This window comes from Pseudodesulfovibrio senegalensis (assembly GCF_008830225.1).
Lineage (GTDB): Bacteria > Desulfobacterota > Desulfovibrionia > Desulfovibrionales > Desulfovibrionaceae > Pseudodesulfovibrio > Pseudodesulfovibrio senegalensis.
On the sequence record NZ_WAIE01000006.1, the window covers coordinates 110,647 to 135,563 of the forward strand.

Sequence of the window (24,917 nt, forward strand, 5' to 3'; positions counted from 1 at the left end):
GTACCCTGAGTCCATGGCGTTGCAACGGTTGGAATCATGCCTGCGCGGTCTGGCCGGGGCGGGTGAGCACGTAGTGATCGCGCTTTCCGGCGGGGTGGACAGCTCCCTGCTTGCGGCCGTGGCTGGGCGCCAACTCGGCGGCGCATCCGTTCCTGTGTCGGCCGTGACCATAACCAGCGAATTGGGATTTGCGCGCGATGCAAACGCCGCCCGGGTGGTTGCCGCCGAGGCCGGGATCGAGCACGTCTGTTTGCCTGTGTCACTGCTGGATGACGAGGGAATACGCGCCAACGGGCCGGATCGCTGCTACTGGTGCAAGCGCGCCATGTTCAGCGCCATGCGCCGTTGTTTCGGCGACCGGGCCGTAATCATGGACGGAACCACGGCAGATGACGACCCGCAACGGCCGGGCATGCGTGCAGCCGCTGAACATGGCGTGGTCTCGCCGCTGGCCCGGGCTTGTCTGGTCAAGGAGGCCGTGTGCCGGGAGGCGCGCCTGCTCGGCGTGAGCACGCATGACAGGCCGTCGGACAGTTGCCGGGCAACGCGCATTGCCACGGGCACGGATCTGCGCGCCGTGCCGTTGATCATGGTTGAAACCATCGAGGAATTATTGCTGGCCAAGGGATTGCGCCATGTGCGCCTGCTGGTTGATGAGCTGATGATAACCGCGCGTCATGCGCCGCATAACGGGGGAATCGATGATTTCCTGCGTTCGGATGTTCACGCCCTTGCCGCACGGTACGGGTATGAACGGGTGCGTTTTGCGCCGTGGGAGCACTGGGATGGATGATATTCTGGACAGGTTCGCGCAGGGGGAATTGACCCGTGAACAGGCCCGCAAGGCCTTGGTGTCCCTCGGCTGCGCGCAGGTTGCAGTGGGTCGGCTGGATACGGGGCGGCTGGAGCGGACCGGGCAGCCCGAAGTTGTCTTTTGCCAGGGCAAGACCCCTGATCAGGTGGCGATCGCCATGCAGGGGCTGTACGCGCATCATGGCCGCGCATTGGGCACCCGTGCGGACGCCGACCAGTTTGCCGCTGTGGAAGCCCTGTTGCCGGACTGCGAATATGATCCGGTATCCTCCGTGCTGCGGGCCGGGAACACCATGGAAACGATTGACGGCAAGCCTGCGGTGGCCGTGATCAGCGCGGGAACAGCGGATTTGCCTGTGGCCGAGGAAGCGGCTCGCTGTGCGGCGTTTCTGGGATGCCGTGTGGAGCGGTATCATGATTGCGGCGTGGCCGGGTTGCATCGTTTGCTGGACGTGCGTGCCGACCTGGAGCAGGCCGGGGCCGTGATCGCCGTGGCGGGCATGGACGGCGCCATGGCTTCGGTGCTGGGTGGCCTGTCTGCTGTGCCCGTGGTGGCGGTTCCCACCAGCGTGGGCTATGGCGCGGCCTTCGACGGGTTGGCCCCGCTGCTTTCCATGCTCAATGCCTGCGCGCCGGGTGTGGCCGTGGTCAATATCGACAACGGGTTCGGGGCTGCGGCCTTTGCCGCGCGCATTGTGCGGGGGGCGAGCCGGGAATAGTTTTTTGCCCCTGGCGGGCAGCGTATGTGTTTCCGGTCTCCGCTGTTTCGCTACACCTTTTTTGCGGATGCTTGCCGCTTTTGCACCATATCACTGCACCCGGCATCCAAAACCACGGCCCGCCCTGCTCAAGCAGGGCGGGCCGTGGCGCAAAAAAATGTGCGAGTGAGGTTTGAGGGGGGCTTTTTCAAAAGCCGCCCCTCAACTTTTCACGTATTAATCGTCGAGGTTGAGGTCTTCCCCGGCCATGACGCGGTTCATGTTGCGCACGGCGCACATCTTGCCGCACATGGAGCAGGTGTCCTCGTGTTCGGGCTTGGAGGATTCGCGGTATTCCATGGGCCGCACCGGGTCCATGGCCAGTTCGAACTGCTTGGGCCAGTCGAGGTCCGCACGCGCCTTGGACATGGCGTTGTCCCATTCTCGGGCGTTGGGAACGTTCTTGGCTATGTCGCCGGCGTGGGCGGCGATGCGGGTGGCCACGATGCCTTCCTTCATGTCGTCGAGCGAAGGCAGGCGCAGGTGTTCGGCCGGTGTCACATAGCACAGGAAGTCGGCCCCTGCTCCGGCGGCAATGGCCCCGCCGATGGCGGCGGTGATGTGGTCGTAACCGGGAGCCACGTCCGTCACCAGCGGTCCCAGAACATAGAAGGGTGCGCCGTGGCAGAGTTTTTTGGCGATGAGCACGTTGGCCTCGATCTCGTTGAGGGCCATATGCCCCGGGCCTTCGATCATGACCTGTACGTTACGTTCCCAGGCGCGCTTGGTCAGCTCGCCCAGCACGATGGTTTCCTGAATCTGGGCGGCGTCGGTGGCGTCGTGGATGGAACCGGGGCGGCAACCGTCGCCGAGGCTCAGGGTCACGTCGTGTTTTTCGCACAGCTCCAGCAGCCGGTCATAGTGCTCGTAGAACGGGTTTTCCGCATCGTTGAGCTTCATCCACGAAAAAAGCAGGGAGCCGCCGCGCGAAACAACGCGGGTCAGGCGTTCGTCTTTTTCGACCTGTTCTGCGGTCTTGCGGTTCAAGCCCGCGTGGATGGTCAGAAAGTCCACGCCGTCCGCAATGTGCTGCTCCACAACACGGAAGAATTCGTCCACCGAGATGTCTTTGAGGTCTTTTTCCAGAAAGCCCACGGCGTCGTAAATGGGAACCGTGCCGATCATGGCCGTGGATTCCTGCACCAGCCGTGCCCGGAATTCCTGTGTCTTGCCGAAGCAGCTCAGGTCCATGATGCCTTCGGCTTTCATGGCCAGGGCAGAGCGGACCTTGTCCATTTCGGCTTCAACGTCCTGGCAGTCCTTGGAAATGCCGAGGTTGACGTTGACCTTGGTGCGCAGTCCGCGGCCGACCCCTTCTGGGTCGATGCTGGTATGGTGCACGTTGGCCGGAATGATGGTCTGCCCGGCTGCGATATCCGCCATGAGGCTTTCCACCCCGACGGATTCCTTTTCTGCCACACGTTTCATGTGGTCGGTGACGATTCCCTTGCGGGCAGCGTCCATTTGTGTGGTATAACTCATTGAATCTCCTCATACTGGGGACAGGATATCCTGTGTGGATATGGTGGGTGGCAAACGATTGACCGGATGTGCGGGAATGTCAAGGACCCGAACGAATATCATGCGCGGGGCCGTTGCCGGGGGCGGGTTGAGGTTGCCCGCAGGCCGTGCGGAAGGTATAGGGAATGATAAGAATCGGTTATTGGCTTGGATCATGATCATCATTGACCTTTCATCACCGATTGATCACGGCGGCATGCGCACAGAAACGCATGTGGAGAGGGTTGTGGTCGTTTGAAGATGGATGTGGAGAAAACCATGAGTACCTTGTTTCTGGACTGTACCACCGGAGTCAGCGGCGATATGCTGCTGGCATCCCTTGCGCACGTTCTGGAACAGGTGCGCCCAGTGGCGTCCGGGGCGAATTTTCTTCGGCAGGAGCTGGAAAGGCTCGGCTTGGACGGCTTTGAACTGCGTCATTCCCGGCAGTTGGTGGCCGGGATATCCTGTTTTCGCATGGAAGTGTTCCAGACCGCAAAACAGCCATTGCGGCATCTTGCGGACCTGACCCGGATGCTGGCGGAATCCCGCGTGCCGGGACCGGTTCGTGAACAGAGTCTTCATGTGTTGCAAACCCTTGCTCATGCAGAAGCAACGGTGCATGACATCCCTGTGGACACGGTGCATTTTCACGAAATCGGAGCCGTGGATACCGTGGTTGATGTCGTTGGAGTATCAGTGCTCATGGCGGCGCTTGCTCCAACGCGGATCCTGTGTTCGGCCGTGGATCTGGGCAGTGGGTTCGTGGATATCGCCCACGGCCGCATGCCCGTGCCGCCGCCCGCGTGCGCGGAATTGTCCAAAGGCATGGCCGTGTTCGGTTCGGACGCGGCCATTGAGCGTGCAACGCCCACCGGGCTGGCCTTGCTCAAGGGCATGAATCCGGAATTCTCGACATTGCCGCCCGGCATTGTCGAAGGCGTTGGATACGGTTGTGGTACGCGTTCCAGTGATGCAAGTCCTTCTTTTGTGCGCGCGTTCATGATCATGGAACTCGATCACACGGCCGTCATGACGGAGCGGGCCGCAGGAGACGAATATGCGAAGTGACGTGCGGGTGGTGGTGGCCCGGTACAATGAGGACGTTGCGTGGCTGGAGCAGACCGGCCTCGATTACGTTGTGTACGACAAGGGACCGGATCCGGTTGCCGATGCACGGATACTGCCGAACATCGGGCGAGAGGCCCATACCTATCTGACCCATATCGTGCGCGAATGGGATTCGCTTGCGCCGCATACGGCCTTTGTGCAGGGCGACCCTTTCGACCATCTGGACCCGGACCGGGCCACGGGACCGCAGGACCTTGCGGCCATGATCATTCGGTGCGCGGAGCGTGGCGTACCGTTTCGCGGCTTTGCCTGGTTCAAACTCAAGTGCGACGGGCTGGGCCGCCCACATGACCTGAACAAGCCCGAAAACGAGGGACGATGGGCCGGATGGGGCAAGGACATTCCCGTGGAGCGTGTTTTCCGTGAGCTTTTCAATGCGGAACCGCCGGCGCACTATGTTGCGCGTGCTCCGGCCGGACTGTTTTGCGTGTCTGCGGCTCGTGTCCGCACCCGGCCCAGGGCCATGTACGAACACGCCTTGCGGTTGATTGAAGACGATCCGCACGACGCCGAGAACACCGGGCACGCCTTCGAACGGCTCTGGCAGTTGATTTTTAATGGCAATACCCTGTGGAATAAGGATACATACGCATAATAACCCCGGGTCGGCGGTAACCGTCCGCCGCTGAACCGATACCATTGGAGAATATTGCGGATGCGATTGCCCCTGAACCTGAGCATGGCTGTTTCCTCTCTTTCGGCGCACAAGGTGCGCGCCGTGCTGGCCATGCTCGGCGTTTTTCTGGGGGCGCTGGCCTTTACCGGCGTGCAGCACGTTTCCGCCATCATGGTGCGCAAGGCGGTCATGGAAACAGAAAAGCTCGGACCCAACCTGTACGCCGTTGTGGCCGGGCAGATACGTTTTCGCCGCAGCGGCGGGGTGCGCGTGCGCGGCAACCGGGCCAATTTCCGGGTGGCGGATGCCCGCGCGGTCATGGACGGCGTGCCCTCCGTGCTCTCCGGAACCCCCTTTGCCAGCACGGACGATCTGCTCAAGGCCGAGGGCAACGCCCTGACCGCCCGTGTCTACGGCACATGGCCCACATGGCCCGAGGTCCGGAGCGTGAGCCTGGCGCAGGGCCGTTATTTTACCGAGCGGGAGCTTGAAGAACGGGCCATGGTCTGCGTGCTCGGTCCCACCGTGGCCGAACGGCTGTTCGGATCGCCGGAAAAGGCCATGGGAAAGATCATGCGTATTTACCGCGCCCCATTTAGGATCATCGGCATCATGGAACCCAAGGGCCGCGACCTTGCGGGCGATAATCAGGACGAGTTCGTGTTCATGCCTCTGACCACCTTCATGCGCCGCGCCTCCAACGTGGATTACATCAACGGCGTTTTTTTGCGGCTGGCCAAGGATGCCGACATTGCCGTTGTGGAGGATGCAGCCCGAAGAGTCATGCGGCGGCAGCACAAGCTGGGCAAGGGGCAGGCGGACGATTTCAGCCTGCTGGCCGCACGCGATACCATCCGTCTGCAACAGCAGGCGCTGGACCTCATGTCCACGCTGGGCGTGATCACTTCCGTGGTGTCCTTCGGTGTGGGCGGCATGGGTATCCTGTCCATCATGATTCTGGTGGTGCGTGCGCGAAGGGTGGAGATCGGCGTGCGCCGGGCCGTGGGCGGCAAGCGCAGCGACATCGTGCGCCAGTTCCTGTTCGAGGCCGGGCTCATGGCCGGGGCGGGCGGCGCCTGCGGCGCATTGGCCACCCTTGTCCTTGTTCTGGGCCTGCACCAGTTCGCTTCCCTGCCCTTGATAATCCTGCCCGAAAGCCTGTTGCTGACCATGGCCGGTTCCTGCGTGCTTGGGCTTGCGGCAGGGGCCTATCCGGCCTGGCAGGCCGCGCATATCGAGATTCTGGACGTGCTCAAGAGCCAGGGGTGATCCTGGCGGACGAGCGTGGGTGATTTGTGTTGTTTTTGGCTTTTTTTGCACGTTGCATTCCCGCGCGCCTCGCGTATATTTTCATGAAACGACTCGAAACAGGAGGCCTGATGGTGAAATCGCCTGTCGTCAAAACCGTATGTACGGCCGTGCTTCTGCTGGCTTTGCTGGCCGGGGCCGCGTGGGCCGCGAAGTATGTCTGGGTGGCATCGCAGGGCGCCACCCTCAAGAAAGAGCCGACCGCATCGGCGCAGGTGACCGCCCAACTCAGGCTGCACGAGCGTCTGGCCGTGCTGGAGCGCAGCGGTCGTTGGTACAGGGTGCGCAACAACGCAGGAAAGTCCGGGTGGGTCTACCGTGGCCGCATTACCGGGGCACAGCCCAAAAAGACCACCTCCAACAACACCGCGCTGTTCGGCGACATGTCCAGCGATGTCCGCGCAGACCGCGCCACCACGGACCGGGCAGTGCGCGGCCTGAATCCGCAGACCGAACAATATGCAAACAGCACCAGAACGCCGCAGGAGTATCGCAGGGCGCTGGACACGGTTTTGGATCGTTCCATAACTCGTCAGGATGTTGAGGAATTTCTCAAGCGCGGCAAGGTGGGTGAATATGCACAGCAATAAGAGCATGATCGTGCCGCGCTCGCGGCGTCAGGTGTTGGCCGGACTTCTGGCCGTGGCCGGAACCGCGGTGGCGGCCGGACCGGTGCTGGCGGCCGAGGCCGTGAAAAAGGACCAGGAAAAAAAGGGTTTTGACACCCGCAAGCTGTTTCAGGGCCTGGGTACCATCCTGCGCGCTTCGCAGGGGTTGGATTACGAGTCGGAAAAGACCATCGGCGAAAGTCTCGCGCTGGAAGGCTTCAAGCGCTACGGCATGCCCGTGGAAGACGAGCACGTGCAGCGGTTCGTGAACCTGTTGGGCGTTTCGCTGGCGCGCGACTCCATGCGCCCGGACATCCCGTACCGTTTCGTGGTGGTCAAAAACGACGTCAAGAACGCGTTTTCCTGTCCGGGCGGCATCATCTTTCTTTCGTCCGGGCTGTTCACCAGTCTGAAGACCGAGGCGCAACTGGCCTGCGTGCTGGCGCACGAGATCGCGCACGTGGCCCACAAGGACGCCATCAAGTCCATACAGCAGGCCCAGTTCCTCAAGGGCGTGGGCACCATCACCTCGTCCGCCATGGAAGGGGAAAAGGGGCGGCAGTTCCAGGCCATGATCGGCGATCTGCAGACCACGCTGTTTGACACGGGGTTGTCATACAAGATGGAGTATGCCGCTGATCTGGGCGGCATGGATACGGCATATCGCACCGGCTACGGGCCCAACGGCATGATCGAAACCCTGCAAATCCTGCGCAGCGAGGAGAAGGGCGCCATCATGAAGGGATCATGGTATTCCACGCATCCGCCCCTGGCCAAGCGCATTGCCAACTGTCAGGCGCATTTGCGGGACTTTTCCGACTACAAGCAGATGCGCCAGCACACAGGGCGTTTGCAATGGTACCAGAAGCGCGTCTAGGCTGTTGATAAAGGCCTGTTTGCTTCGTTGATGCAAAAAGACCAACCCCTCGCGTACAGGAAGGTACGCGTCGGGTTTGGTCTTTTTTTCGTCTTGCGCTCAAGCTGTTTCTCAATATCCTAGCCGGAAGAAGAGTGAGAAAAAGACCGGGGAGGGGGCTTTGAAAAGCCCCCTCCCCGGACCCCTCCCGCAAATTTTTTGGCGAGCGGCCCGGTCAGCGATGCTGACCGGGCCGCTGTTGTTTGTGCGCCTCGTCATGATATTTTTGTCTTTCAAACCAACCTGTTTTGCATTCGCAGAATGCAAAATCGAACAGGGTCAAGGGACGTGTCCCTTGCGGGTGCAGGGCAGCGCCCTGCTCCTCCCGGAGGAAATTCTTTCCGCTAAGTTTTTATTGCCAATGTGAATGAAAGCATGCAATGAACATGTTCAGTGAACATGTTCAGAGAGAGCGCAGCGCGATGGTGCCAGTAGAAAAGGAGGAGTCATGACCGGAGCGGACAACAGCAAGGGAGTGCGCGAGCAGGGACGGCGCGAAACGCACGCCCGCATATTCGAAGCGGCCCGGGAGGTCTTTCTGGAAAAGGGGTTCGACAAGGGCACCGTGCGAGAAATAGCGGCTCGCGCCGGTGTGGGGCTGGGCAGCGTGAACCTGCATTTCAAGGACAAGACCTCGCTCATGCACGCGGTCTTTTATGATGAGATCGAGCGAAAGTCGTTCGCGGCCCTGGAATCCGTACCGGATGCTCCGTTGGATGCGCAACTCGAATTCCTGCTGGAGCGCGAATATGATTTCTATGGCCATGGAGGTGCGGTTTTCGTTCATGCGGTCAAGGCGTCATTTTTCGTGGGCGGCCGTTGGGGCGAGCGATACGAGGAGCAGGCGGACCGTTATATCCGTGAGCTGGCCAAGTTGTTCGACGCGGCCCGGGAGCGCGGGGAGATTCGCGGTGATGCCGACAGCGAAATAGCGGCCATGTCCTGTTTTTCCCATTACATGTTCGGCATTGTGGTCGGCGTGCAGGTGGAACCGTTCAGCGGAGAGCGGGCCATGCAGGCAGCGTTGCCCATGGTTCGCCAACTGGTGGAAGGCCTTCGGGCCGGTATAGCAAACACGGAGGCGGGGCATGAGTCTTGAGCACATTCGCCGGATCGAAGCTGTCGGACCGTTGCTGCACGGCGCGGATCATGTGGACGTGCGCAGCGCGCAGGGGCCGGTGGGCCACCGGGAACATCTGGCGGCCATGCTGGGCTGGAAGCCGTGGTGGCTGCGCATGTTGTACGGCCTGAGAAGGGGCGTGGCCGCGCTCATGGGGCTGGAACAGGCGGATTTCAACACGCAGGGCTTGCAGTCTGTGCCCATGGAACCGGGCGGTACGGCCGGTCCTTTCGTGGTGGTGGAAGCGGCCGAAGGGCACTACTGGATCGCCAAGGCCGAAGACCGCCATCTGCTCGCCTATCTGGTTTCCGTGTGCGAGCCGCTCGCGAACGGCGATAACCGCATGCACGTGGCCACCATCGTGCACTACCGGCACTGGACCGGGCCGGTTTATTTCAATCTGGTGCGACCGTTTCACCACCTGATCGTCTGGTTGTCCTTGAGAAAATCGGTCAGGCCGGCTTCGTGACATCCTGCTAGGACAGCATGAAACGGCGCATCCCGCCATTGTGTTACGATTATAGATAAACGCTGTTTTTATTTGTGAACAGTGTTTACTTTTCGGGCGAAGTACTGCTAGGGAGTCGCATGGGCAAGCAAGCGAGAAAGGAACAGGAGCGGGAACACAAGCGGCGGCTGATACTGGACGCGGCCAAGGGTCTGTTCATCCGGCAGGGGTTCGACAATGTTTCCATGCGCGGCATAGCCGCAGCTGCAGGGTACAGCCCCGCGGCCATATACCGGTATTTTCCGGGCAAGCGGGCCATTCTTTCGCATTTGCGCAACGAAGGGTTCCGGGAATTTCATGCCGGGCAGCTGGCACAGGAGGGAGCGCAGAAGCCCGAAGAGATGCTGCGGCGCGCCGGGCGCAATTATCTGCGTTTTGCCATGGAGAACCCTGACGATTTTCATCTGATGTTCTGTACTTCGTGCGAGGAAGTGGACCTTGAGGGCGAGCTGGCCGAGGAGTCGATGCAGTCCTATCACCATTTTCGAAACAGAATGGCGCAGGTGGTGCGCAGCGGCTATTTCGGGGACGTGGATGAAGAGGCCGTGGTCTTCGGGCTGTGGTCCGGGGTGCATGGGTTGGCCAGCCTCGCGGTTTCCGGGCGGCTCGGTGTTTTCAGCGACAGCGATCTGGACACCCTTTTGGAAAAAACATTGCGGTTTTTGCGCAGGCCCGGGACAACTTGCGACTGTAAACAAGAAGATAAATCATGAATTTCGGAGATTTGTCATGAGAATGAATACATTGTGGTTGGTTGCGGTTTTGATTGCTGTGCCGCTTGTTGCCGGGTGCGTGGGCGGCGATGATCAGGCCAGTGCAAACCAGCCAGCGGCAGAAAAGGCGCCGGCTGCGCCGGCCAGTGCCAAGGCTCCCGCATCCACCGAGACCTTTGCGGTGCGCAAGGCCGCGCGAAGGGCCATACTGACCGCCTTTACCCGCGCGCGCAGCCGCATGACGCTGGTGAGCGAAGTTTCTGCCCGGGTCGAGGATGTGCAGGCGGATGTGGGCGATACGCTTGGCAAGGATGGCCTGTTTGCCCGGCTGGACAGCACCTTTATTCGTTTGGACCTGGAAAAGAACCGTGCGGATCAGAAACGGCTCAAGAGTGACGTGCGCTTTTACGGGCGCGAGCGTGAACGGTACGGTGATCTGGTCAAGAGTCGGACTGCGGCGCAATCCACGCTGGACAGTCACGAACGGGACCACGCCACGGCCCTGCAACAGCTCAAGGGCCTGCAAATCGAGGAACGGCGGCTGGAAGAGCAGTTGCGGCGCCACACCCTGCGCGGTCCGGAAGGGTGGCAGGTGGTGGAGCGCTACATCGAGCCGGGCGAATGGGTCAACACCGGCGAAAAGGTGGCCGAACTGGGCCGTTACGATGTGCTTTTGGTGCCTTTTGCCCTGAGCAGCACCGAGTATGCCGCGCTCAAGGCTCTGGGCGATACCGTGACACTGAATCTGCCGGACAGCCACGGCACGGTGCAGGCCACGCTGGAGCGGGTTTCCCCGGGTTTTGACCCGGAAACGCGCAAGATCAACGTGGATTTGCAGATATCCTCGGGCGACCTGCCGTTCCGGGGCGGAGTGCGCACCGAACTGGTGCTGAATCTGCCGGATCCGGGCGGTTCGGTGTTGGTGCCGTCCTCGGCTCTGGTCAAGGCCTACGAAGAGTATTTTCTGATGACACCGGATAACGAGCGGGTGCGGGTGGTGCTGCTGGGCAGCGCGCCGGGCGGTTTCGTGCGGGTCACGTCCCCGGACGTGCGCGTGGGCGACCGGTTTTTGAAATTCCCTGAAGCCGCGAGCGCGAAGTAGGCCGGGAGGAACGAGCATATGGAACCCGGCAAGCAACATCTCGGCCCGGTGCGGGGGCTGGTGGACCTGACCCTGCGCCAGAAGGTTTTCGTCAACCTCGTCTTTGTCCTGCTCATGGTGGTGGGCGTTTTTTGCGCGTTTGATTTGCCCGTGGAACGCTACCCGGACGTGCGCATGGGCAAGGTCATCATTTCCGCGTACCTGCCCGGGGCCAGCGCCACCGAGGTGGAGGCGCTGGTCACCCGTGAGATCGAAGATGCGCTTGACGATCTGGAAAACGTGGAGTTCGTGCGGTCGCGCTCCTACCGCGAACGTTCCAGCATCATGGTCAAGTTTCTGGACGATACGGATTACGACAGGTTGTATGACGAACTGCGCTTCAAGGTGTTAACCGTACAAAACGACCTGCCCTCAACCATGGACCCGCCCCAGTTCATGGTGGTGCGCATCAGCGAATGGCTGCCCGTGGTCAGCGTCAACCTTGTGGGCGACCGTTCCAACCGCGCCCTGACCCTCATGGCCGAGGAGATCAAGGTCCCGCTGGAACGCATCCCCGGGGTCAAGGAAGTGCAGATAGACGGGGAATATGCCCGTGAATTTCATGTGCATCTGGATCCGGACAAGCTCATGCGCTTCGGGGTGACCTTTGACGAGGTGGCCCGGGCGCTGGAGCAGTCCAACGTCACGATTCCGGCCGGGGATTTCGTGAGCCGGACCGGTGAATACGTGATTCTCGTGGACGAGAAGTTCCGCACCCGCGAGCAGGTGGCCGCCACCGTGGTCCGGCGTGATCTGGACGGTTCGCTGGTCACGGTGGGCGACGTCATTGACCATGCCGGGCTGGGATACCGCGATCCCTTCGTGATCGCCTCGGTCAACGGGCAGGACTGCGTGAGCGTGGACATCCTCAAGACCCCGCAGGGCAACTCGCTGGAAATCGAATCCTCGGTGCGCAGGATCGTGGCCGACTATGAGTCGACCATGGAAAAGGAAGGGGTCGCCGCTGTCCTGACCCAGAACCAGCGCAACTACATCGACGACAACATCAGCACCCTGGGCTCCAACCTGCTGGTGGGCATTTTTCTCGTGTGCGTGTGCATCTGGGTGGTCATGGGCTTTCGCAACGCCATGCTCACCACCGTGGGCGTGCCGTTTTCCTTTCTGGTGACCATGGTCATCATGTGGCTGACGGGCAACTCCCTGAACGAGATCACCCTGTTTTCCTTTGTGCTGGTCAGCGGCATCATCGTGGACGACGCCATCGTGGTGGTGGAAAACGTGTACCGCCACATCCAGCAGGGCAAGGACCTGCGCGTGGCCGTTATCCACGGTACGGGGGAGGTCTTTTTGCCCGTGATCGCGGCCACGTCCACCACGGTGGCCGCGTTTCTGCCCATGCTGATCATGAGCGGCTCCACCGGCGAGTTCTTTGCGCTGGTGCCCAAGGCCGTGAGTTTTGCCATCATCGCCTCCCTTCTGGAATGCCTGTTCATTCTGCCCTCGCACATTCTGGACTGGCCCGGGGCCAGTCGGCTCTCCAAAGAGGCCGTGAGTCACGGTCTGCGCCCGGACCCGGATTTCCTGCTCCGGTTGCGCGCGCGGGTGGACAAGACGTTGGTGTTCGTCATGCGCCACCAGTGGAAGAGCCTCGGCGTCATTGCCGTGGCCTTTGTCATGGCCATGATCATTCTGGGCGTGTCCGTTTCCGGGGTCATGCCCCTGATACGCATCAAGTTTTTCCCCGATGATTACACAACGTATTACGTGAGCCTGCGCGGACCGGTGGGTACGCCCGTGGAAGACTCCTCGCGCAAGGTCAAGGCCATATCCCGCGATATCGAATCGCTGGGCAAGGGCATGGCCGTGTCCTGCTCCGGGCTTGCGGGCATGGACATCAACACGGACTACGAAAGCATCTACGGGTCCAATCTGGGCATCGTCATCGTGGAATTGCCGGACAAGGACAATCAGGCGTTCGTGGACAATCCGGACAACGACCCTCTCAAGATGCTGGAATGGGTGCGCGGCCATCTGGCGCCCTTTGCCGAGGGCGGCTGGAAGATCAGGGTCTGGCCGCAGAAGGACGGCCCGCCCACGGGCAAGGACGTGAACATCCGCATACTCGGTTCGGACCACGGGGCCGTTGCCGCGCTCAAGAACGACCTGCATTCGTGGCTGACCGCCAATACGGCCATTGCGCCGTACCTCATTGATCTGCACGCAGACACGGGCACGGACAACCGCGTGTTCCGCTTTCTGCCCGATCCGGTGCGCATTGCGGAATTCGGGCTGGCCAAGGATCAGGTGGCGGCACTTGCGGGCAGCGTGCTGGATGGTCGTTTCGTTGGTGAATTCCGCGTGGCGGATGAAGACATCGACCTCAAGCTCATGATTGATCCGAACCGGCTGGAAACGCCCGAGGACGCCCTGAACATACCGGTTCTGGAGCACCAGTCCGGCCCGGTGCGCCTCGGCGACCTGTGCGGGGTGCGCTCCTACCGCGAACCGGGTCAGCGCAATCGCTATCAGGGCCAGCGGGCCGTGACCCTGACCGCGGACATTCGCCCGGGATCGCCCGTGACCACAACCAGCATCGTGCATGACGTGCGCGCTTACTACAATACGGTCAAGGACAAGTATCCGGGCGCGGCCGTGGACTTTTCCGGAGAATACGAGAGCACCGGGCGTTCGTTTGCCTCGCTGGCCTCGGCCTTTGTGATCGCGCTGATGATCATGTACACCATTCTGGCCTGCCAGTTCCAGAGCTACACCCAGCCGCTGGTGATCATGTCCGTGGTCATTTTCGCGCTCACCGGCGTGGTCTGGGGCACGTTCCTGACCCGGTCCCTGTTCACCATCAACAGTTTCATCGCCACGGTGGGGGTCACCGGGGTCGTGGTCAACGATTCCCTTGTGCTGCTGGATTTCATCAACAAGCTCTACCGCGGGGGCATGTCCCTGAGCGAGGCCGCGCGCGAGGGCGTGCGTATCCGGTTGCGACCCATCCTGCTGACCACACTGACCACCACGCTGGGGCTGTTGCCCATGGCCATAGGCATTCCCTATTATTCGCTGGTGTGGGGCACCATGGCCACCACCTTCGTCACGGGCCTGTGTGTTGCCACGGCATTGACACTCTTCATCATTCCTGTTGAATGGAGTCTGCTCATGCGTTTCGAGCAATGGAAGCGGGGCAGGAAAAACAGGCGGGCCGGGTCCGCGGAACAGGAGTAGGGCGTGCAGAATACGAAAAAACTCAAAGACGTCGAGCTGGTGGTTTATGATTTCGACGGGGTCATGACCGACAACCGGGTGCTGGTGGGCGAGGACGGGACCGAGGCCGTGTTCTGCAACCGTGGCGACGGCCACGGCGTGGGCATCATGCGTTCGCTGGGGCTGGAACAGGCCATCCTGAGCACCGAGACCAATCCGGTTGTCGCGGCCCGGGCCGAAAAACTCGGCATTCCGGCCGTGCACGGCTGCGCGGACAAGGGGCAGGGGCTGCGCGAACTTGCCCGGGAGCGCGGTGTGGACCTTTCCAAAATACTTTTCGTGGGCAACGACACCAATGATCTGCCCGCGTTCCGGCTGGCCGGGGTTCTGGCAGCACCGTCGGACGCGCACCCGGAAATTCTGGGCATGGCCCATCTGGTGACCTCGGCCCGGGGCGGTCATGGGGTCGTGCGCGAGCTTGCGGACATGTTTCTGGCTGTCCTGAAATGATACCGGTCTGGACATGCGATTGTTTTTGCGGGTAAATTGATGCCAAACCACGGGCCGTAGCCCGTTTCCCCCGACCCGGAGGCATCATGTCTGTTCCATCGCCCCGCAGCTCCTTTGAAAATATCTGCATTTTCCATATTCTGGACGGGCTGCGCGACGGCCTGTCCCATTTTTCCGGCCCGAGCCGGGCCGCGCTCATCTACACCACATCGCCGAACGGCCCCTTGCGGGTCTATGATCCGCAGCACCTGCTGCGCGGCCATGAACCCCGTTTGCAGCAATTCTACCTGCATTCGGGCAAGTGGCGCACAAGCAGGGAGTTCGACGATGCCGAGGTCCGTTTTCTTGAAGAGGAGCACTACGAAGGTCTGGAACTGGCCGGTCTGGTCTGCTTTGGCGGCCGGTCCAAGGCCGTGCCCTACCAGATGTGGTTCACCGAGGAACACCCGGACATGTGCGTGGTCGGTCCCACCCGACGCTGGCTGGAATACGCGGTGCGTCTGTTTTCGCAGAACTACGAGATCCAGAGCATCATGAATATCGACACGGCCGGGTACGTTCTCCAGAACTGCGCCATCCACGCGGTGCGCGATCATCTGGTGGACGAGCGCAGCGGTCTCGGACGGCTGGATACCCGCATCCGTGTTTATCCGTTTCTGGACGCGGTGCTGGGCATTTCGCGCACCAAGGAAGAGGGTGCCTGGCCGCGCGGCCGGCTGGTGGTGGTGGAGCCATGCGACATGAATCAGGTGCGCTTCATCTGCACCTTTCCCGAGCACCAGCGCCCCCTGCTCGGAGACTTCAAGCATGTGCGCAAGATGCTGCAGGCCGTGGAATACTCGGGCCGCGTGCTGGTGTCGGACGGGGTCAGCATCGTGGGCGTGGCCATCGGCCCCATGCCCGGCGCGTTCATGGCCGCACAGTTCAGCGGATCGCACGGGTTGCTCATGCTCATGGACAAGCTGGTCTGCACCTTTTCGGACGGCAATTTCCACTCCAAGAACCTCAAGGCCAACCTTGTGCAGCTGGAGGAATTGCTGCTGGAATCCGCCATGCCCATGGAAAACCATCACAACATGATGCATATCATCACCGGATTGGTGGACCGCGTGCGCGACCGCAAGCACGGCTGCACCCTGATCATCGACCTGGGGCACATGCTGGTCCCGGCGGCCGGGCAACGGTTCGACCAGCCGCTCGACCTGCGGGAAAAGAGCCACCTCAAGCTGGCCTGTTCGCTGGCCAAGATCGACGGTGCCCTGCATATCGGCTCGGACCTCAAGCTGCACGGGTTCGCCTGCCTCATGGACGGCAAGAGCGTTCCCGGGGAGAACCGGGGCCGGGGAGCGCGTTTCAACTCCGCGCTGCGGTTCACGGCGGAAAACGAGGACATCATCGTGGTGGTGGTTTCCAGCGACCGGCCCGTGTCCATCATCAAGAACGGCATCGAACTGACCGCGGCCTGCTGTTTCAACCCGATCAGGGGCTGCCCGACCCCGCCCCTGTTGGCGGACTGGCTCATGGACTGATTTGCGGGCGGCGAGTTTGCGGTCGGTTGTTGTCTAGGGTTGCAGTGAGAGTTTTTCTGACGATGGTTTTCCTTTTTTTTCAGACCATTAAATCAGCTGTTCACAGGCCGGACTCCATTTGCGGTTTGTGATGGGAGGCATTGGAGTGTCCTGGCTTTCCAACCCATTGGTATGGGTGTTCCTGTTGCCTGCGCTGGCCGCGAGCGGCCTTGTTTTTCAGATGACGACCGCCCTGTTTTCCTGCTGTGCCACCTTTCGGTTGCGCGGACGGTCCGTACTGTTGCGCTGGTGGATGATTCCGGCCGGGCTTCTCGTGTCGGCCGTGCTCTGGGCGTGTGTTTTTTTTACGGCTTTTGCGGTTTCCGGGTTATAAGGGCATCGACGCCGGGCCGTTGGCATTGTAGTGTTGCAGCAGATACAACGCATTGATTCGTGAGGGCGCATGGGTTTGGATAACAGTGGTCGGAAGTCGGTGAATGCCGTGGATGCCGACGAAATCAACATCGAGGAGTACAATCAGGTCGACCCCGAGTCGTTCGATTGTTTTCCGCGCCGGGAATTGCCGCTTGATCTTTTCCACTACAAGGAGGAGATCAACGTGCTTGTTCCCCTGTACCGTTCCGGCACACCCTTTTCCGAACAGTTGCGCAAGCAGGCCCGTGCATTGTCCGAAGCCGGGCAGCTCTTTTTTTCGCGCAATCAGCAGGCCTCGTACGTTGAGTGCCTGTCTTCGAGTCTGGACGTGGCCGTGGAAGACCCCAACCTTTCGTCTGCGGACGTGGCTGACATCTTTGCGGAACAGCTCGTGGCGCTGGTGGACGAAATGTTCGTTAATCCCCGGCCCGATGTTCTGGAAATGCTCGGTTGGGCACTGGATTTGCTGGCGGTTTTCGTGGGTGTGGATTCCCGCAATGCCGCGCATCTGGCCGCCACCGCCCATCGCCACCGCACGCGCCAGCGGCAGCGGGTGAACGCCTCGCTGGTGGCTGTTTCCCTGTACTGCCTTGCCCGTGATCATGCCGTGGCCGTGGACGACCTGAGCCGCATCGCGCTCGGTTTTTTCCTGTACGATCTGGGCATGTCCAAGGTTTCGCGGCTGGTCACGGACAAATGCCAGCAGCTCAGGCCGGACGAAAAGCGGCGTATGCAGGAACACAGCCGCCAGGGTGTTGAGATCGTCAACCGTCTGGGCCTGACCGGACCGGAGATTGAAGATCCCATCATGCAGCACCATGAGCGGCTGGACGGTTCGGGCTACCCGGCCAAGCTCAAGGGCTCTGCCATAGGCGAGCTGGGCCGCATCATGGCCGTTGCCGATTCCTACATGGCCATGATCACGGATCGACCCCACTGCCCGGGCCGCGATCCGGCCGAGGCCGCCGCCGAGCTGATCCGCAAGGACCGAGCCTACGACAGCGACGTCAGCCGCGGACTGGTCACCTTTCTCAAGGACATCACGTTTTAGTTCACCCCCCCCCTGCAAAGGTTTGAATTGCTTGCCTGATTTTGCAATGTAATGTTGCATGATCGTAACAATATCATGCTTCACCTTGTTTTGATTCCGTGTATTTCTGCCCCATTCTAACTCATTCATGTGAACGTTCTGTTCGTGGATGATCAAGGAGGGGGAATACGTGCGACTCAGTGTGAAGATGATTTTTTTCTGCCTGATCATCGGCGTTTTGCCGTTGGCGGGCATGGTGGGGTACAGCATCGTCTCCGGTTCGGAAAGCCTTCGGTCCGAAGTGTTTGACAAGCTGGCTTCGGTCACCCAGGCCAAAAAGCACAACCTTGAAGACATCACCCGTTCCTGGGAGCAGGACGTGGCGGTTTATGCCAAGGCGCGCGGCGTGTACAGCGCGCTGGTGCGCCTGCGCGACATCGCCTTTTACAACGCCCAGCCGGGCAAGCCCATGGACGTGAGCAACGAGGAATTCGCCCATGCCCTGAAGCGGGTGCAGCGCGATTTTTCCGTGTTCGTGGATGACATGGGCTACCATGACGCCCTGCTCATGGATGATACCGGGCGTATCGTGTTCACGGCCAAAAAAGGGCGCGAGCTGGGCGCGGACCTTGCCAGGGGAACCATGGCCGGGACGCCGTTGGCCACGGCGTGGAAGACTGCGCTTTCCGGCAGGACCGTGTTCGTGGATTTTCATGCCTATGGCCCGCTGGACGGCGAACCCAGCGCATTCATTCTTGCGCCCGTGCGCCGTATCACCGGAGAGATCGAAGGTGTGGCCGGCCTGCGCATTTCGCTCGATTCCGTGAACCGGCTCATGAAGGCCAGAGCGGGCATGGGCGATTCGGGCGGGGTTTTTCTGGTGGGGCCGGACCGTCTCATGCGTTCGGACCTGTCTGCGGACATGGAACGTCATTCCGTGGCCGCGTCCTTTCGGAGTCCGGCAACCGGGGCCATGAAGATCAAGCCCGTTGACCGCGCCCTGAAGGGTGAGTCCGGCACCATGACCACCGAGGCATTTGACGGCACCGAGGTGCTGGCCGCCTATGCGCCGGTTTCCATCGGCGACGTGCGCTGGGCGCTGGTAGCCCAGATGGACACGGACGAAGCCTTTGCCGGGGTGACCCGGCTGGAACATGCCGGTCTGGTGCTCACGGCCGGTTCCTGCGTCTGCATCATATTTATTACCCTCGGCTTTTTGCGCATCGCCCTGTTCAAGCCGCTCAACTCGCTACGCGCCTTTGCCGGGGCTGTTTCGGACGGTGACCTCGAGGCCGAAGCCACGGGCCGGTTCAAGGCCGAATTGGCCGAGGTCCGCGACGCCATCGTGATCATGGTGGGCAACCTGCGCGACAAGATGCATGAAGCCGAGCAGGCCGGGGACACGGCCCGCAAGCGCGCCGAAGAAGCCGAGGCCGCGCTGGAGGACGCCCGTCAGGCGCGGCAGGCCCGTTTTGACGCGGACCAGGCACAGCGCAAGGGCATGTTGCAGGCGGCCGGCATGTTGCGCCATATCGTCACGCGCATGAACGACGCCTCCACACAGGTGAACCGCGAGTCCGAGAACATCCGTGAAAACGCGCTTTCCCAGCAGATGCGCGTGGAGCAGACCGTGGACGCCATCGAGGCCATGAGCCACAACATTGCGGAAGTGGCCCGCTCTGCGGAAGAGGCCGCCTCCACGGTGGAGGCCGCTTCGGATCGCGCGCGGAGCGGTGCTGCGGTGGTGCACGGTACCGTGGAGACCATGGGCGAGGTCAGCCAGATCACCGTGCAGCTCAAGGAAGAGGCCGGGGACCTCGGGGAAAAGGCCAAGGGCATCGGCCGGGTCATGAACGTGATTTCCGACATTGCGGACCAGACCAACCTTTTGGCGCTGAATGCGGCCATTGAGGCGGCGCGCGCCGGAGAGGCCGGGCGCGGGTTCGCGGTGGTGGCGGACGAAGTGCGCAAGCTGGCCGAGAAAACCATGGACGCCACCCGCGAGGTGGGCCAGAGCATCAAGGCCATTCAGGAAGGTGTGCACACCAACATGGAGGGCATGGACCGGGCCTCGGGCGCGGTGGAGCGCGCCAACGGCATGGCCGGGGAATCCGGGGCCGTGCTCAACGAGATCATGGACCATTTTCGCGTCACCTCGGAGCAGGTGCAGGGCATTGCCCGGGCCAGCGAACAGCAATCTCTTGCCGGTGAAGAGATATCCCTTGCCGTGGGCGAGGTGGACAAGGTCACACTGGGCACGGCCGAGGCCGTGAACGAGACCGGGCAGGCCATCTCGCGCATCACCCGGCAGATAGACGCGCTCACGCGTCTGTACGGGCTGTTTCGCATGCTGGGCGAGGGCAGGGTTCAGGACGAAGTGGAAAAGCTGGCCACGCAGCCGGCCGTCAGGGATATGGCTCCCGGTCCGCTCAAGGCCGTTCTCGATTCATTGGTGCGTGAAAAGGAGTATCTGGACATGGTCTGGGTTACGGACGCCAACGGGCGCATGATTACGGATTTTGCCCAGGCTCCGGGCGCGGTGTGCACGCTGGGCGCCGATCTCTGCGACAAGGACTGGACCGACCGCGACTGGCACACCGAGCCGCTGCGCACCGGCGAAACCTACGTGTCCAATATCTACTATTCGGAAGTGGTCAACGACTATTGTCTGACCATTTCAGCACCCGTCATGAACGGGGACGGCGTTCCCAAGGGCGTATTTGCCGCGGATATCCGTCCCACGGCGCAGGAACTGACTTCCTGAAAACAGCAAGGAGGGTTGTGATGCTCTGGATTTGCGATAGGGAACTGCTTGCCCGGCAGGCGCGCCGCGCCCCGGAACTGGGAAATATGGTTCGCGCACACACCGTGCACATGGTCCGCATTGCCGCAGCTTTTTTGGGCGTTGCCGCAGGGCTGCACGCCCTGATCATTGCCGGTTTCTAGGCCGTTTGCGCATCAGCAGCACCGCCAGCAGGCCAATGAGGACGCCGCCCAGTGCGGCCATGCCCGGCGGCAGGGGGAACCATGTTGTTGCGGTTTGTTGTTGTTTTCCGTCCACAAGGGCGTTTGGCGGCAGCGCAGCAAGGTCGGCTCCGGCCTTTTGCAGAGGTGCTTTGTGGAACCGCCACTGGCGCGGAAGACTGGTCACCGGGAATTCGGAAAGGGAGTGCCCCTGCATGAGCGCCAGCAGGGCCTGCGCTGCCATGCGTCCCTGTTCCTTCTCGTTTGTCACGTATCCACCGGCCGTGCCAGCGGCCATGTCCGCCTCGTGCAGAACATAGACCGGCACCGGGCAGGATGCGGCCATGGTCCGGGCCAGTTCAGGCTGGTCGATGAACGAGCCGTTTCCATCTCGGGTCAAGCGCGCCAGCAGCACCAGGCCGTCAGCAGGCATGTTCCGGGCTATCCGCACGACCTGTTTTTTGTCCAGGCCGGCTTCCCGTCCGGCCTCGAACCCGGGCAGCACCAGTTGCATGCGGTCCATATGCCGCGAGAAAACTTCCTGCGCCGCGTGGCGAATTTCGTAACTTTCCGGAGTGTGGTCCGTGAACACGACCACGGTACGCGCCTCGGGATGCAGGGCCAGCATGGTTTCCAGCAGGGGGGCCACCCCCGGCTCGGTTGTCAGGCCCGTACAGTTGCCATCGCGGCCCATGCGCGGCTCAAAGTGATCGACATTGCAGAATGTGGCGGGAATCGTGCCGAACAGCGAGGCCCGGTAGCGTTGCAGCACGGCCAGAGCGGCATCACCGTCGCAGGTCACGCCCTGAATCGGGTGTTCCTTCAGCAGGCGGGCGAGCGCCTCGGCCATGTCGTCGAAATGCTCCTCGCTGTCGTTGCGGTCGGCACCGAGGTGGTATTGCAGGATGTCCGTGTGCACGCCGTGGGCGTCCAAGGCCTGTTGCATGCCCTGAAGCACGCAGGCCGCCGCAGGCGAGCCTGCCGAATCCGAGTGGAGCAGGAGCAGGTTTGCGCGGCAGGGCAGCGCCCATGCGCACAGCAAAACAAGAAGGGCTGTCGTGTGCAGCAGGCGGACCGGACCGGATATCACTCCCAATGGGCCACCACCCGGTTTCGACCGTTCTCCTTGGCGCGGTACAGGGCCTTGTCCGCGGCGCGCACAAGGTCGCCCGGACCCCAGCCCGGCTCCAGCTGGGCCACGCCGATGCTGACCGTGAAGGACAGCGGTGTGGGAGGGGCATCCTTTTCCCGGCGCATCGGAACCGTGTGGCGTTCCACGTCCAGCCGGATGGCCTCGGCCTTGATGTTGGCGGTTTCCCTGTCAATGCCATGCACCAGCACCACCAGCTCCTCCCCGCCGTAGCGGGCCGCGAATCCGTTGTACTGGATGGCCTGCGAATTGACGATGCGTCCCAGGGTCCTGAGCACCTCGTCGCCGGCCTGGTGCCCCCATTCGTCGTTGACGCGTTTAAACTTGTCCACGTCGATCATCATCAGCGTGGGCGGCGGGTCCTGGTCGTGGCCGGTGCGCGCCGCCGAGATCAGGGTGGCGTCGAATGCCCGGCGGTTGTAAAGCTCGGTGAGCAAGGGGTCGAAGGTGGCCGTGCGCTGCAACTCCGTGGCAAAGCTTTCCCATTCCCGGGTTTCTTCCCGGAATTCAGCCACCAGTTCCTTGAACATTTGCCGCACGCGGGAAACGATGACCGAACGGTCTTCGGATTCGCGGATCACGCCCACGGTCTTGTCTTCGAATTTCGTGAGCGATGTCTGCTGCATCTCCTGCGTGCCGCGGATCATGTTGATGAGGGAATTCATTTCCCCGAGCAGGGCGGCTGCCGAGCGTTTTTCCTCGGCCAGGGCGGTTTCCAGCTCCAGTGTGGCCGCGTTGTGCATGACGAACACTTCGATTTTTTCCACCACGCGCTCGTATTGCTCGGCAGAGAGATCTTTGGTGCCCAGGACCGCGAAGACCTCCTGCTGGAGGTCGGCCTTGCGTTTGTCCGTGAAGATGGAAAGGTCCCGTATCAGGTTGCGGACGAACAGGACCACGGCCACCCACTCCAGTTCCGAGGTGATGTTGAATTCCTGGAGCAGTGCGTGCAGTTCTTCGAGGTATTCCGGGCTATTGTCCGTGCTCATTGTCTCCTGCCTGTTGCATGCGTTCGGGAGCTGGTCGTACGGTCTGAAAAACATAGCCCATGATCAATGCAACGGGCAAAGCATAAATTCCGGGATGTAGGGGAATGCGGGGAGGGGCTGTGGAAACTCAGAGCATGTTGGCGCCGCCCAGCACGGCCACCAGGCGTTTGAAAACATCCATGTCCAGTTCCTTGTGCATCTTGTGGCGCATGAGCTTGAGCGCCTCGTAGGGAGCCATGGCGTCCGCATAGGGGCGGGCCGAGGTCAGGGCATCATAGATGTCGGCTATGGCTATGGCGCGGACGGGCAGGGGGATGTCGTCGCCGCGCAGCCCCGCGGGGTATCCGCTGCCGTCCATCTTTTCATGATGGAAGAGGATGCAGTTGATGGTGTTCTGGCTCAGGGGCAGCAGCGAACAGATGGAAACCCCGTGCATGGGGTGGGACTCGATGATTTCGCGTTCCCCCAGGGTCAGTGCGCCGCGTTTGTTGAGAATGTTTTTCGGGATCTTGGTCTTTCCCAGATCGTGCAGGATGGCGCCCAGGCCGCACTCGAAGATTTCGGGTTCGTCCAGATCATAGGTGTTGAGGATGGCCACCAGAAAGATGAATACATGGATGCAGTGCGTATAGGTCTTGTAGTCGTGGGAAATGAAGGGCCCGAGCGTGGAAAGGGAGTGGCCGGAAGAGAGAAAGCGGATGCTGTTTTCGACAACGGCGCTGACCCTGTTGAAATAGGCGGAACTGAGCGCGCCGGGCAGCTTGTTGCTGAAGACGCTTTGCACCACGCTGGAGGACGCCTCGTAAAAGACCCTGGAGCGGTCTTCCAGGGGCAGGGCCTCGTTGGTGAGGATGGAGCCGAGGTTTTCCTCGATGTATTTTTCGTAGTGGGGTTTGTCTTCGCTTTGGACGTATATTTCCTTGACGCCGTTGTTGTAGAGCGTCTGCCGGTGTTTTTCGGTGAACGTCTGGCCGGAGCGCGTGTACAGGACGAAGTCGTTCCCCTGCCAGAGGTAGACCGAAAAGCTCCCCATAGCGTTGGGGAACAGCATCATGGGCGATATGGGAAAATACGAAACCGGACGAGACATTGCCGTGCTTGGTTCCATGCAGGAGCCATAGTACAAAAGAATTGGAATTGCCAGCGCTAAAGGCGTTGATCTGCCCTTTTTGCGTAATTGTTGCCAAGTCTAATTGACAACGCTGGTAATTTTCTATTTTTTCAACATTTTTTCCACAGCCGGTCCGTCCGGTATGGTCCCGGCGGCAAACGGGTCTGCCCACGGTTCACCATCAAGCAGGGCCCGGGCCCAGTCCGCAACTTTTTCCGGAAAGAAATCCGGATTGTTGCGCACCACGTTCGCCTTGGCCTGGCCGTCGTTGGCCGGGGCGGTCAGCGAGAGGTTTTCGCCATGAATCATGTGGGCATAGTAGGTGGCATCCACGCGATAGAGCCCGAAGTCGTTCACTGCGGCCTGTATGCAGAAATCCCATTTGTAATACGCGGTGTTGGCGCGGTATCCGTCCGAGGCTTCGAAAACCTCCCTGCGCATGAGCGGGGCCGGAGCCGTTATGTTGCGCCGGGCCAGTTCCCCGGCACTGTACCCGGGCAGTTCCATGCGTCGGCAATCTCCGGCCTCGGAGCGGATGAAGTGCGTATAGGCCAGCCCGGTGCGCGGTTGTTCTTCCAGCGTGGCCACGCATGCGGCCAGCCATTCGGGCGAGGGCAGGTCGTCCGGGTCCAGACACACGGCATACGGGGCCGAGGCCGCTTCAAGGCCTGCGTTGCATACCCGGGCCGGATCGCCCGTGTGCTCAAGCTCCACCACGCGGAATCCGGCGCTGGGCAGTTCGTCCAGATGGCAGAGCATGGCCATGGATTCGTCGGTGCTGCCGTCGTCCGCAACGATGATTTCGCACACGTCGATGCCGATGGTCTGGTTGGTCAGGCTCAGGGCCAGCCGGGGCAGGAAGCGTCCGTAGTTGTAGTTGGGAATGACAATGGATACGCGGGTTCGGCTCATGG

23 protein-coding genes are annotated in these 24,917 nt (G+C 61.4%); 18 read left to right on the forward strand and 5 right to left on the reverse strand.

The genetic code is table 11. The annotated features are described in order from the left end of the window. Positions 1 to 13 precede the first annotated feature (13 nt). Both larE and larB read left to right on the forward strand, forming a co-directional pair. Entirely contained in the window at positions 14 to 793 is a 780-nt protein-coding gene (larE, locus tag F8A88_RS12990) for an ATP-dependent sacrificial sulfur transferase LarE (RefSeq protein WP_151151601.1), read from the forward strand. Next, positions 786 to 1,532, forward strand: a complete 747-nt coding sequence (gene larB / locus F8A88_RS12995; RefSeq protein WP_151151602.1) for a nickel pincer cofactor biosynthesis protein LarB — start codon at positions 786 to 788, stop codon at positions 1,530 to 1,532. The genes larE and larB overlap by 8 nt, the downstream gene beginning before the upstream one ends. 216 nt (positions 1,533 to 1,748) lie before the next feature. On the opposite strand, the gene thiC is transcribed toward larB, so the two are convergent. Further along, positions 1,749 to 3,053, reverse strand: coding sequence for a phosphomethylpyrimidine synthase ThiC (gene thiC / locus F8A88_RS13000; protein WP_151151603.1), 1,305 nt, complete (start codon positions 3,051 to 3,053; stop codon positions 1,749 to 1,751). Positions 3,054 to 3,350: 297 nt separating this feature from the next. On the opposite strand from thiC, the gene larC reads away from it, so the two are divergent. From larC to F8A88_RS15795, 16 genes are all read left to right on the forward strand, one after another. Further along, a complete protein-coding gene (gene larC, locus F8A88_RS13005; protein WP_151151604.1) occupies positions 3,351 to 4,142 on the forward strand; it encodes a nickel pincer cofactor biosynthesis protein LarC in 792 nt (263 codons plus the stop codon). After that, on the forward strand, positions 4,132 to 4,797 hold the full coding sequence (locus F8A88_RS13010) for a DUF3431 domain-containing protein (protein ID WP_151151605.1): 666 nt from the start codon (positions 4,132 to 4,134) through the stop codon (positions 4,795 to 4,797). The genes larC and F8A88_RS13010 overlap by 11 nt, the downstream gene beginning before the upstream one ends. A gap of 60 nt (positions 4,798 to 4,857) precedes the next feature. Next, positions 4,858 to 6,087 carry an ABC transporter permease gene (locus tag F8A88_RS13015; RefSeq protein ID WP_151151606.1) on the forward strand — a complete coding sequence of 410 codons (1,230 nt, stop codon included), beginning with the start codon at positions 4,858 to 4,860 and terminating at the stop codon, positions 6,085 to 6,087. A 110-nt stretch (positions 6,088 to 6,197) separates the two neighbouring features. Further along, positions 6,198 to 6,716, forward strand: coding sequence for an SH3 domain-containing protein (locus F8A88_RS13020; protein ID WP_161598418.1), 519 nt, complete (start codon positions 6,198 to 6,200; stop codon positions 6,714 to 6,716). Then, entirely contained in the window at positions 6,703 to 7,611 is a 909-nt protein-coding gene (locus F8A88_RS13025) for a M48 family metalloprotease (protein WP_241667453.1), read from the forward strand. Before F8A88_RS13020 ends, F8A88_RS13025 begins: the two co-directional genes overlap by 14 nt. Before the next feature lie 487 nt (positions 7,612 to 8,098). Continuing rightward, the gene (locus F8A88_RS13030) at positions 8,099 to 8,749 is read left to right on the forward strand and encodes a TetR/AcrR family transcriptional regulator (RefSeq protein WP_151151608.1); all 651 of its coding nucleotides are present in this window, start codon (positions 8,099 to 8,101) and stop codon (positions 8,747 to 8,749) included. Beyond that, positions 8,739 to 9,239 carry a DUF2867 domain-containing protein gene (locus F8A88_RS13035; protein ID WP_151151609.1) on the forward strand — a complete coding sequence of 167 codons (501 nt, stop codon included), beginning with the start codon at positions 8,739 to 8,741 and terminating at the stop codon, positions 9,237 to 9,239. The genes F8A88_RS13030 and F8A88_RS13035 overlap by 11 nt, the downstream gene beginning before the upstream one ends. A gap of 119 nt (positions 9,240 to 9,358) precedes the next feature. Then, the gene (locus F8A88_RS13040; protein ID WP_151151610.1) at positions 9,359 to 9,991 is read left to right on the forward strand and encodes a TetR/AcrR family transcriptional regulator; all 633 of its coding nucleotides are present in this window, start codon (positions 9,359 to 9,361) and stop codon (positions 9,989 to 9,991) included. A gap of 16 nt (positions 9,992 to 10,007) precedes the next feature. Beyond that, entirely contained in the window at positions 10,008 to 11,093 is a 1,086-nt protein-coding gene (locus F8A88_RS13045) for an efflux RND transporter periplasmic adaptor subunit (protein ID WP_241667454.1), read from the forward strand. An 18-nt stretch (positions 11,094 to 11,111) separates the two neighbouring features. Beyond that, on the forward strand, positions 11,112 to 14,327 hold the full coding sequence (locus F8A88_RS13050) for an efflux RND transporter permease subunit (RefSeq protein ID WP_151151611.1): 3,216 nt from the start codon (positions 11,112 to 11,114) through the stop codon (positions 14,325 to 14,327). 3 nt (positions 14,328 to 14,330) lie between these two features. Beyond that, positions 14,331 to 14,816, forward strand: a complete 486-nt coding sequence (locus F8A88_RS13055) for a KdsC family phosphatase (protein WP_151151612.1) — start codon at positions 14,331 to 14,333, stop codon at positions 14,814 to 14,816. Between the two features lie 86 nt (positions 14,817 to 14,902). Next, entirely contained in the window at positions 14,903 to 16,345 is a 1,443-nt protein-coding gene (locus tag F8A88_RS13060; RefSeq protein ID WP_151151613.1) for a DNA integrity scanning protein DisA nucleotide-binding domain protein, read from the forward strand. A 145-nt stretch (positions 16,346 to 16,490) separates the two neighbouring features. Continuing rightward, positions 16,491 to 16,718: a competence protein ComEC gene (locus F8A88_RS13065; protein WP_151151614.1), complete on the forward strand. Its 228-nt coding sequence runs from the start codon at positions 16,491 to 16,493 to the stop codon at positions 16,716 to 16,718. Between the two features lie 69 nt (positions 16,719 to 16,787). Then, on the forward strand, positions 16,788 to 17,810 hold the full coding sequence (locus tag F8A88_RS13070) for an HD-GYP domain-containing protein (protein WP_151151615.1): 1,023 nt from the start codon (positions 16,788 to 16,790) through the stop codon (positions 17,808 to 17,810). Between the two features lie 169 nt (positions 17,811 to 17,979). Beyond that, positions 17,980 to 20,553, forward strand: coding sequence for a methyl-accepting chemotaxis protein (locus tag F8A88_RS13075; RefSeq protein ID WP_161598419.1), 2,574 nt, complete (start codon positions 17,980 to 17,982; stop codon positions 20,551 to 20,553). Between the two features lie 20 nt (positions 20,554 to 20,573). Next, the gene (locus F8A88_RS15795; protein ID WP_161598420.1) at positions 20,574 to 20,735 is read left to right on the forward strand and encodes a hypothetical protein; all 162 of its coding nucleotides are present in this window, start codon (positions 20,574 to 20,576) and stop codon (positions 20,733 to 20,735) included. On the opposite strand, the gene F8A88_RS13080 is transcribed toward F8A88_RS15795, so the two are convergent. The 4 genes from F8A88_RS13080 to F8A88_RS13095 all read right to left on the reverse strand — a co-directional run bounded on the left by F8A88_RS13080 (position 20,719) and on the right by F8A88_RS13095 (position 24,915). Then, positions 20,719 to 21,849: a type 1 periplasmic-binding domain-containing protein gene (locus F8A88_RS13080; protein ID WP_151151617.1), complete on the reverse strand. Its 1,131-nt coding sequence runs from the start codon at positions 21,847 to 21,849 to the stop codon at positions 20,719 to 20,721. The genes F8A88_RS15795 and F8A88_RS13080 overlap by 17 nt on opposite strands. Beyond that, positions 21,840 to 22,892, reverse strand: a complete 1,053-nt coding sequence (locus F8A88_RS13085; protein WP_151151618.1) for a GGDEF domain-containing protein — start codon at positions 22,890 to 22,892, stop codon at positions 21,840 to 21,842. The genes F8A88_RS13080 and F8A88_RS13085 overlap by 10 nt, the downstream gene beginning before the upstream one ends. Before the next feature lie 127 nt (positions 22,893 to 23,019). Next, positions 23,020 to 23,982: an HD-GYP domain-containing protein gene (locus F8A88_RS13090; protein ID WP_241667455.1), complete on the reverse strand. Its 963-nt coding sequence runs from the start codon at positions 23,980 to 23,982 to the stop codon at positions 23,020 to 23,022. 123 nt (positions 23,983 to 24,105) lie between these two features. Next, positions 24,106 to 24,915, reverse strand: coding sequence for a glycosyltransferase family 2 protein (locus F8A88_RS13095; protein WP_151151619.1), 810 nt, complete (start codon positions 24,913 to 24,915; stop codon positions 24,106 to 24,108). Positions 24,916 to 24,917 lie beyond the last annotated feature (2 nt).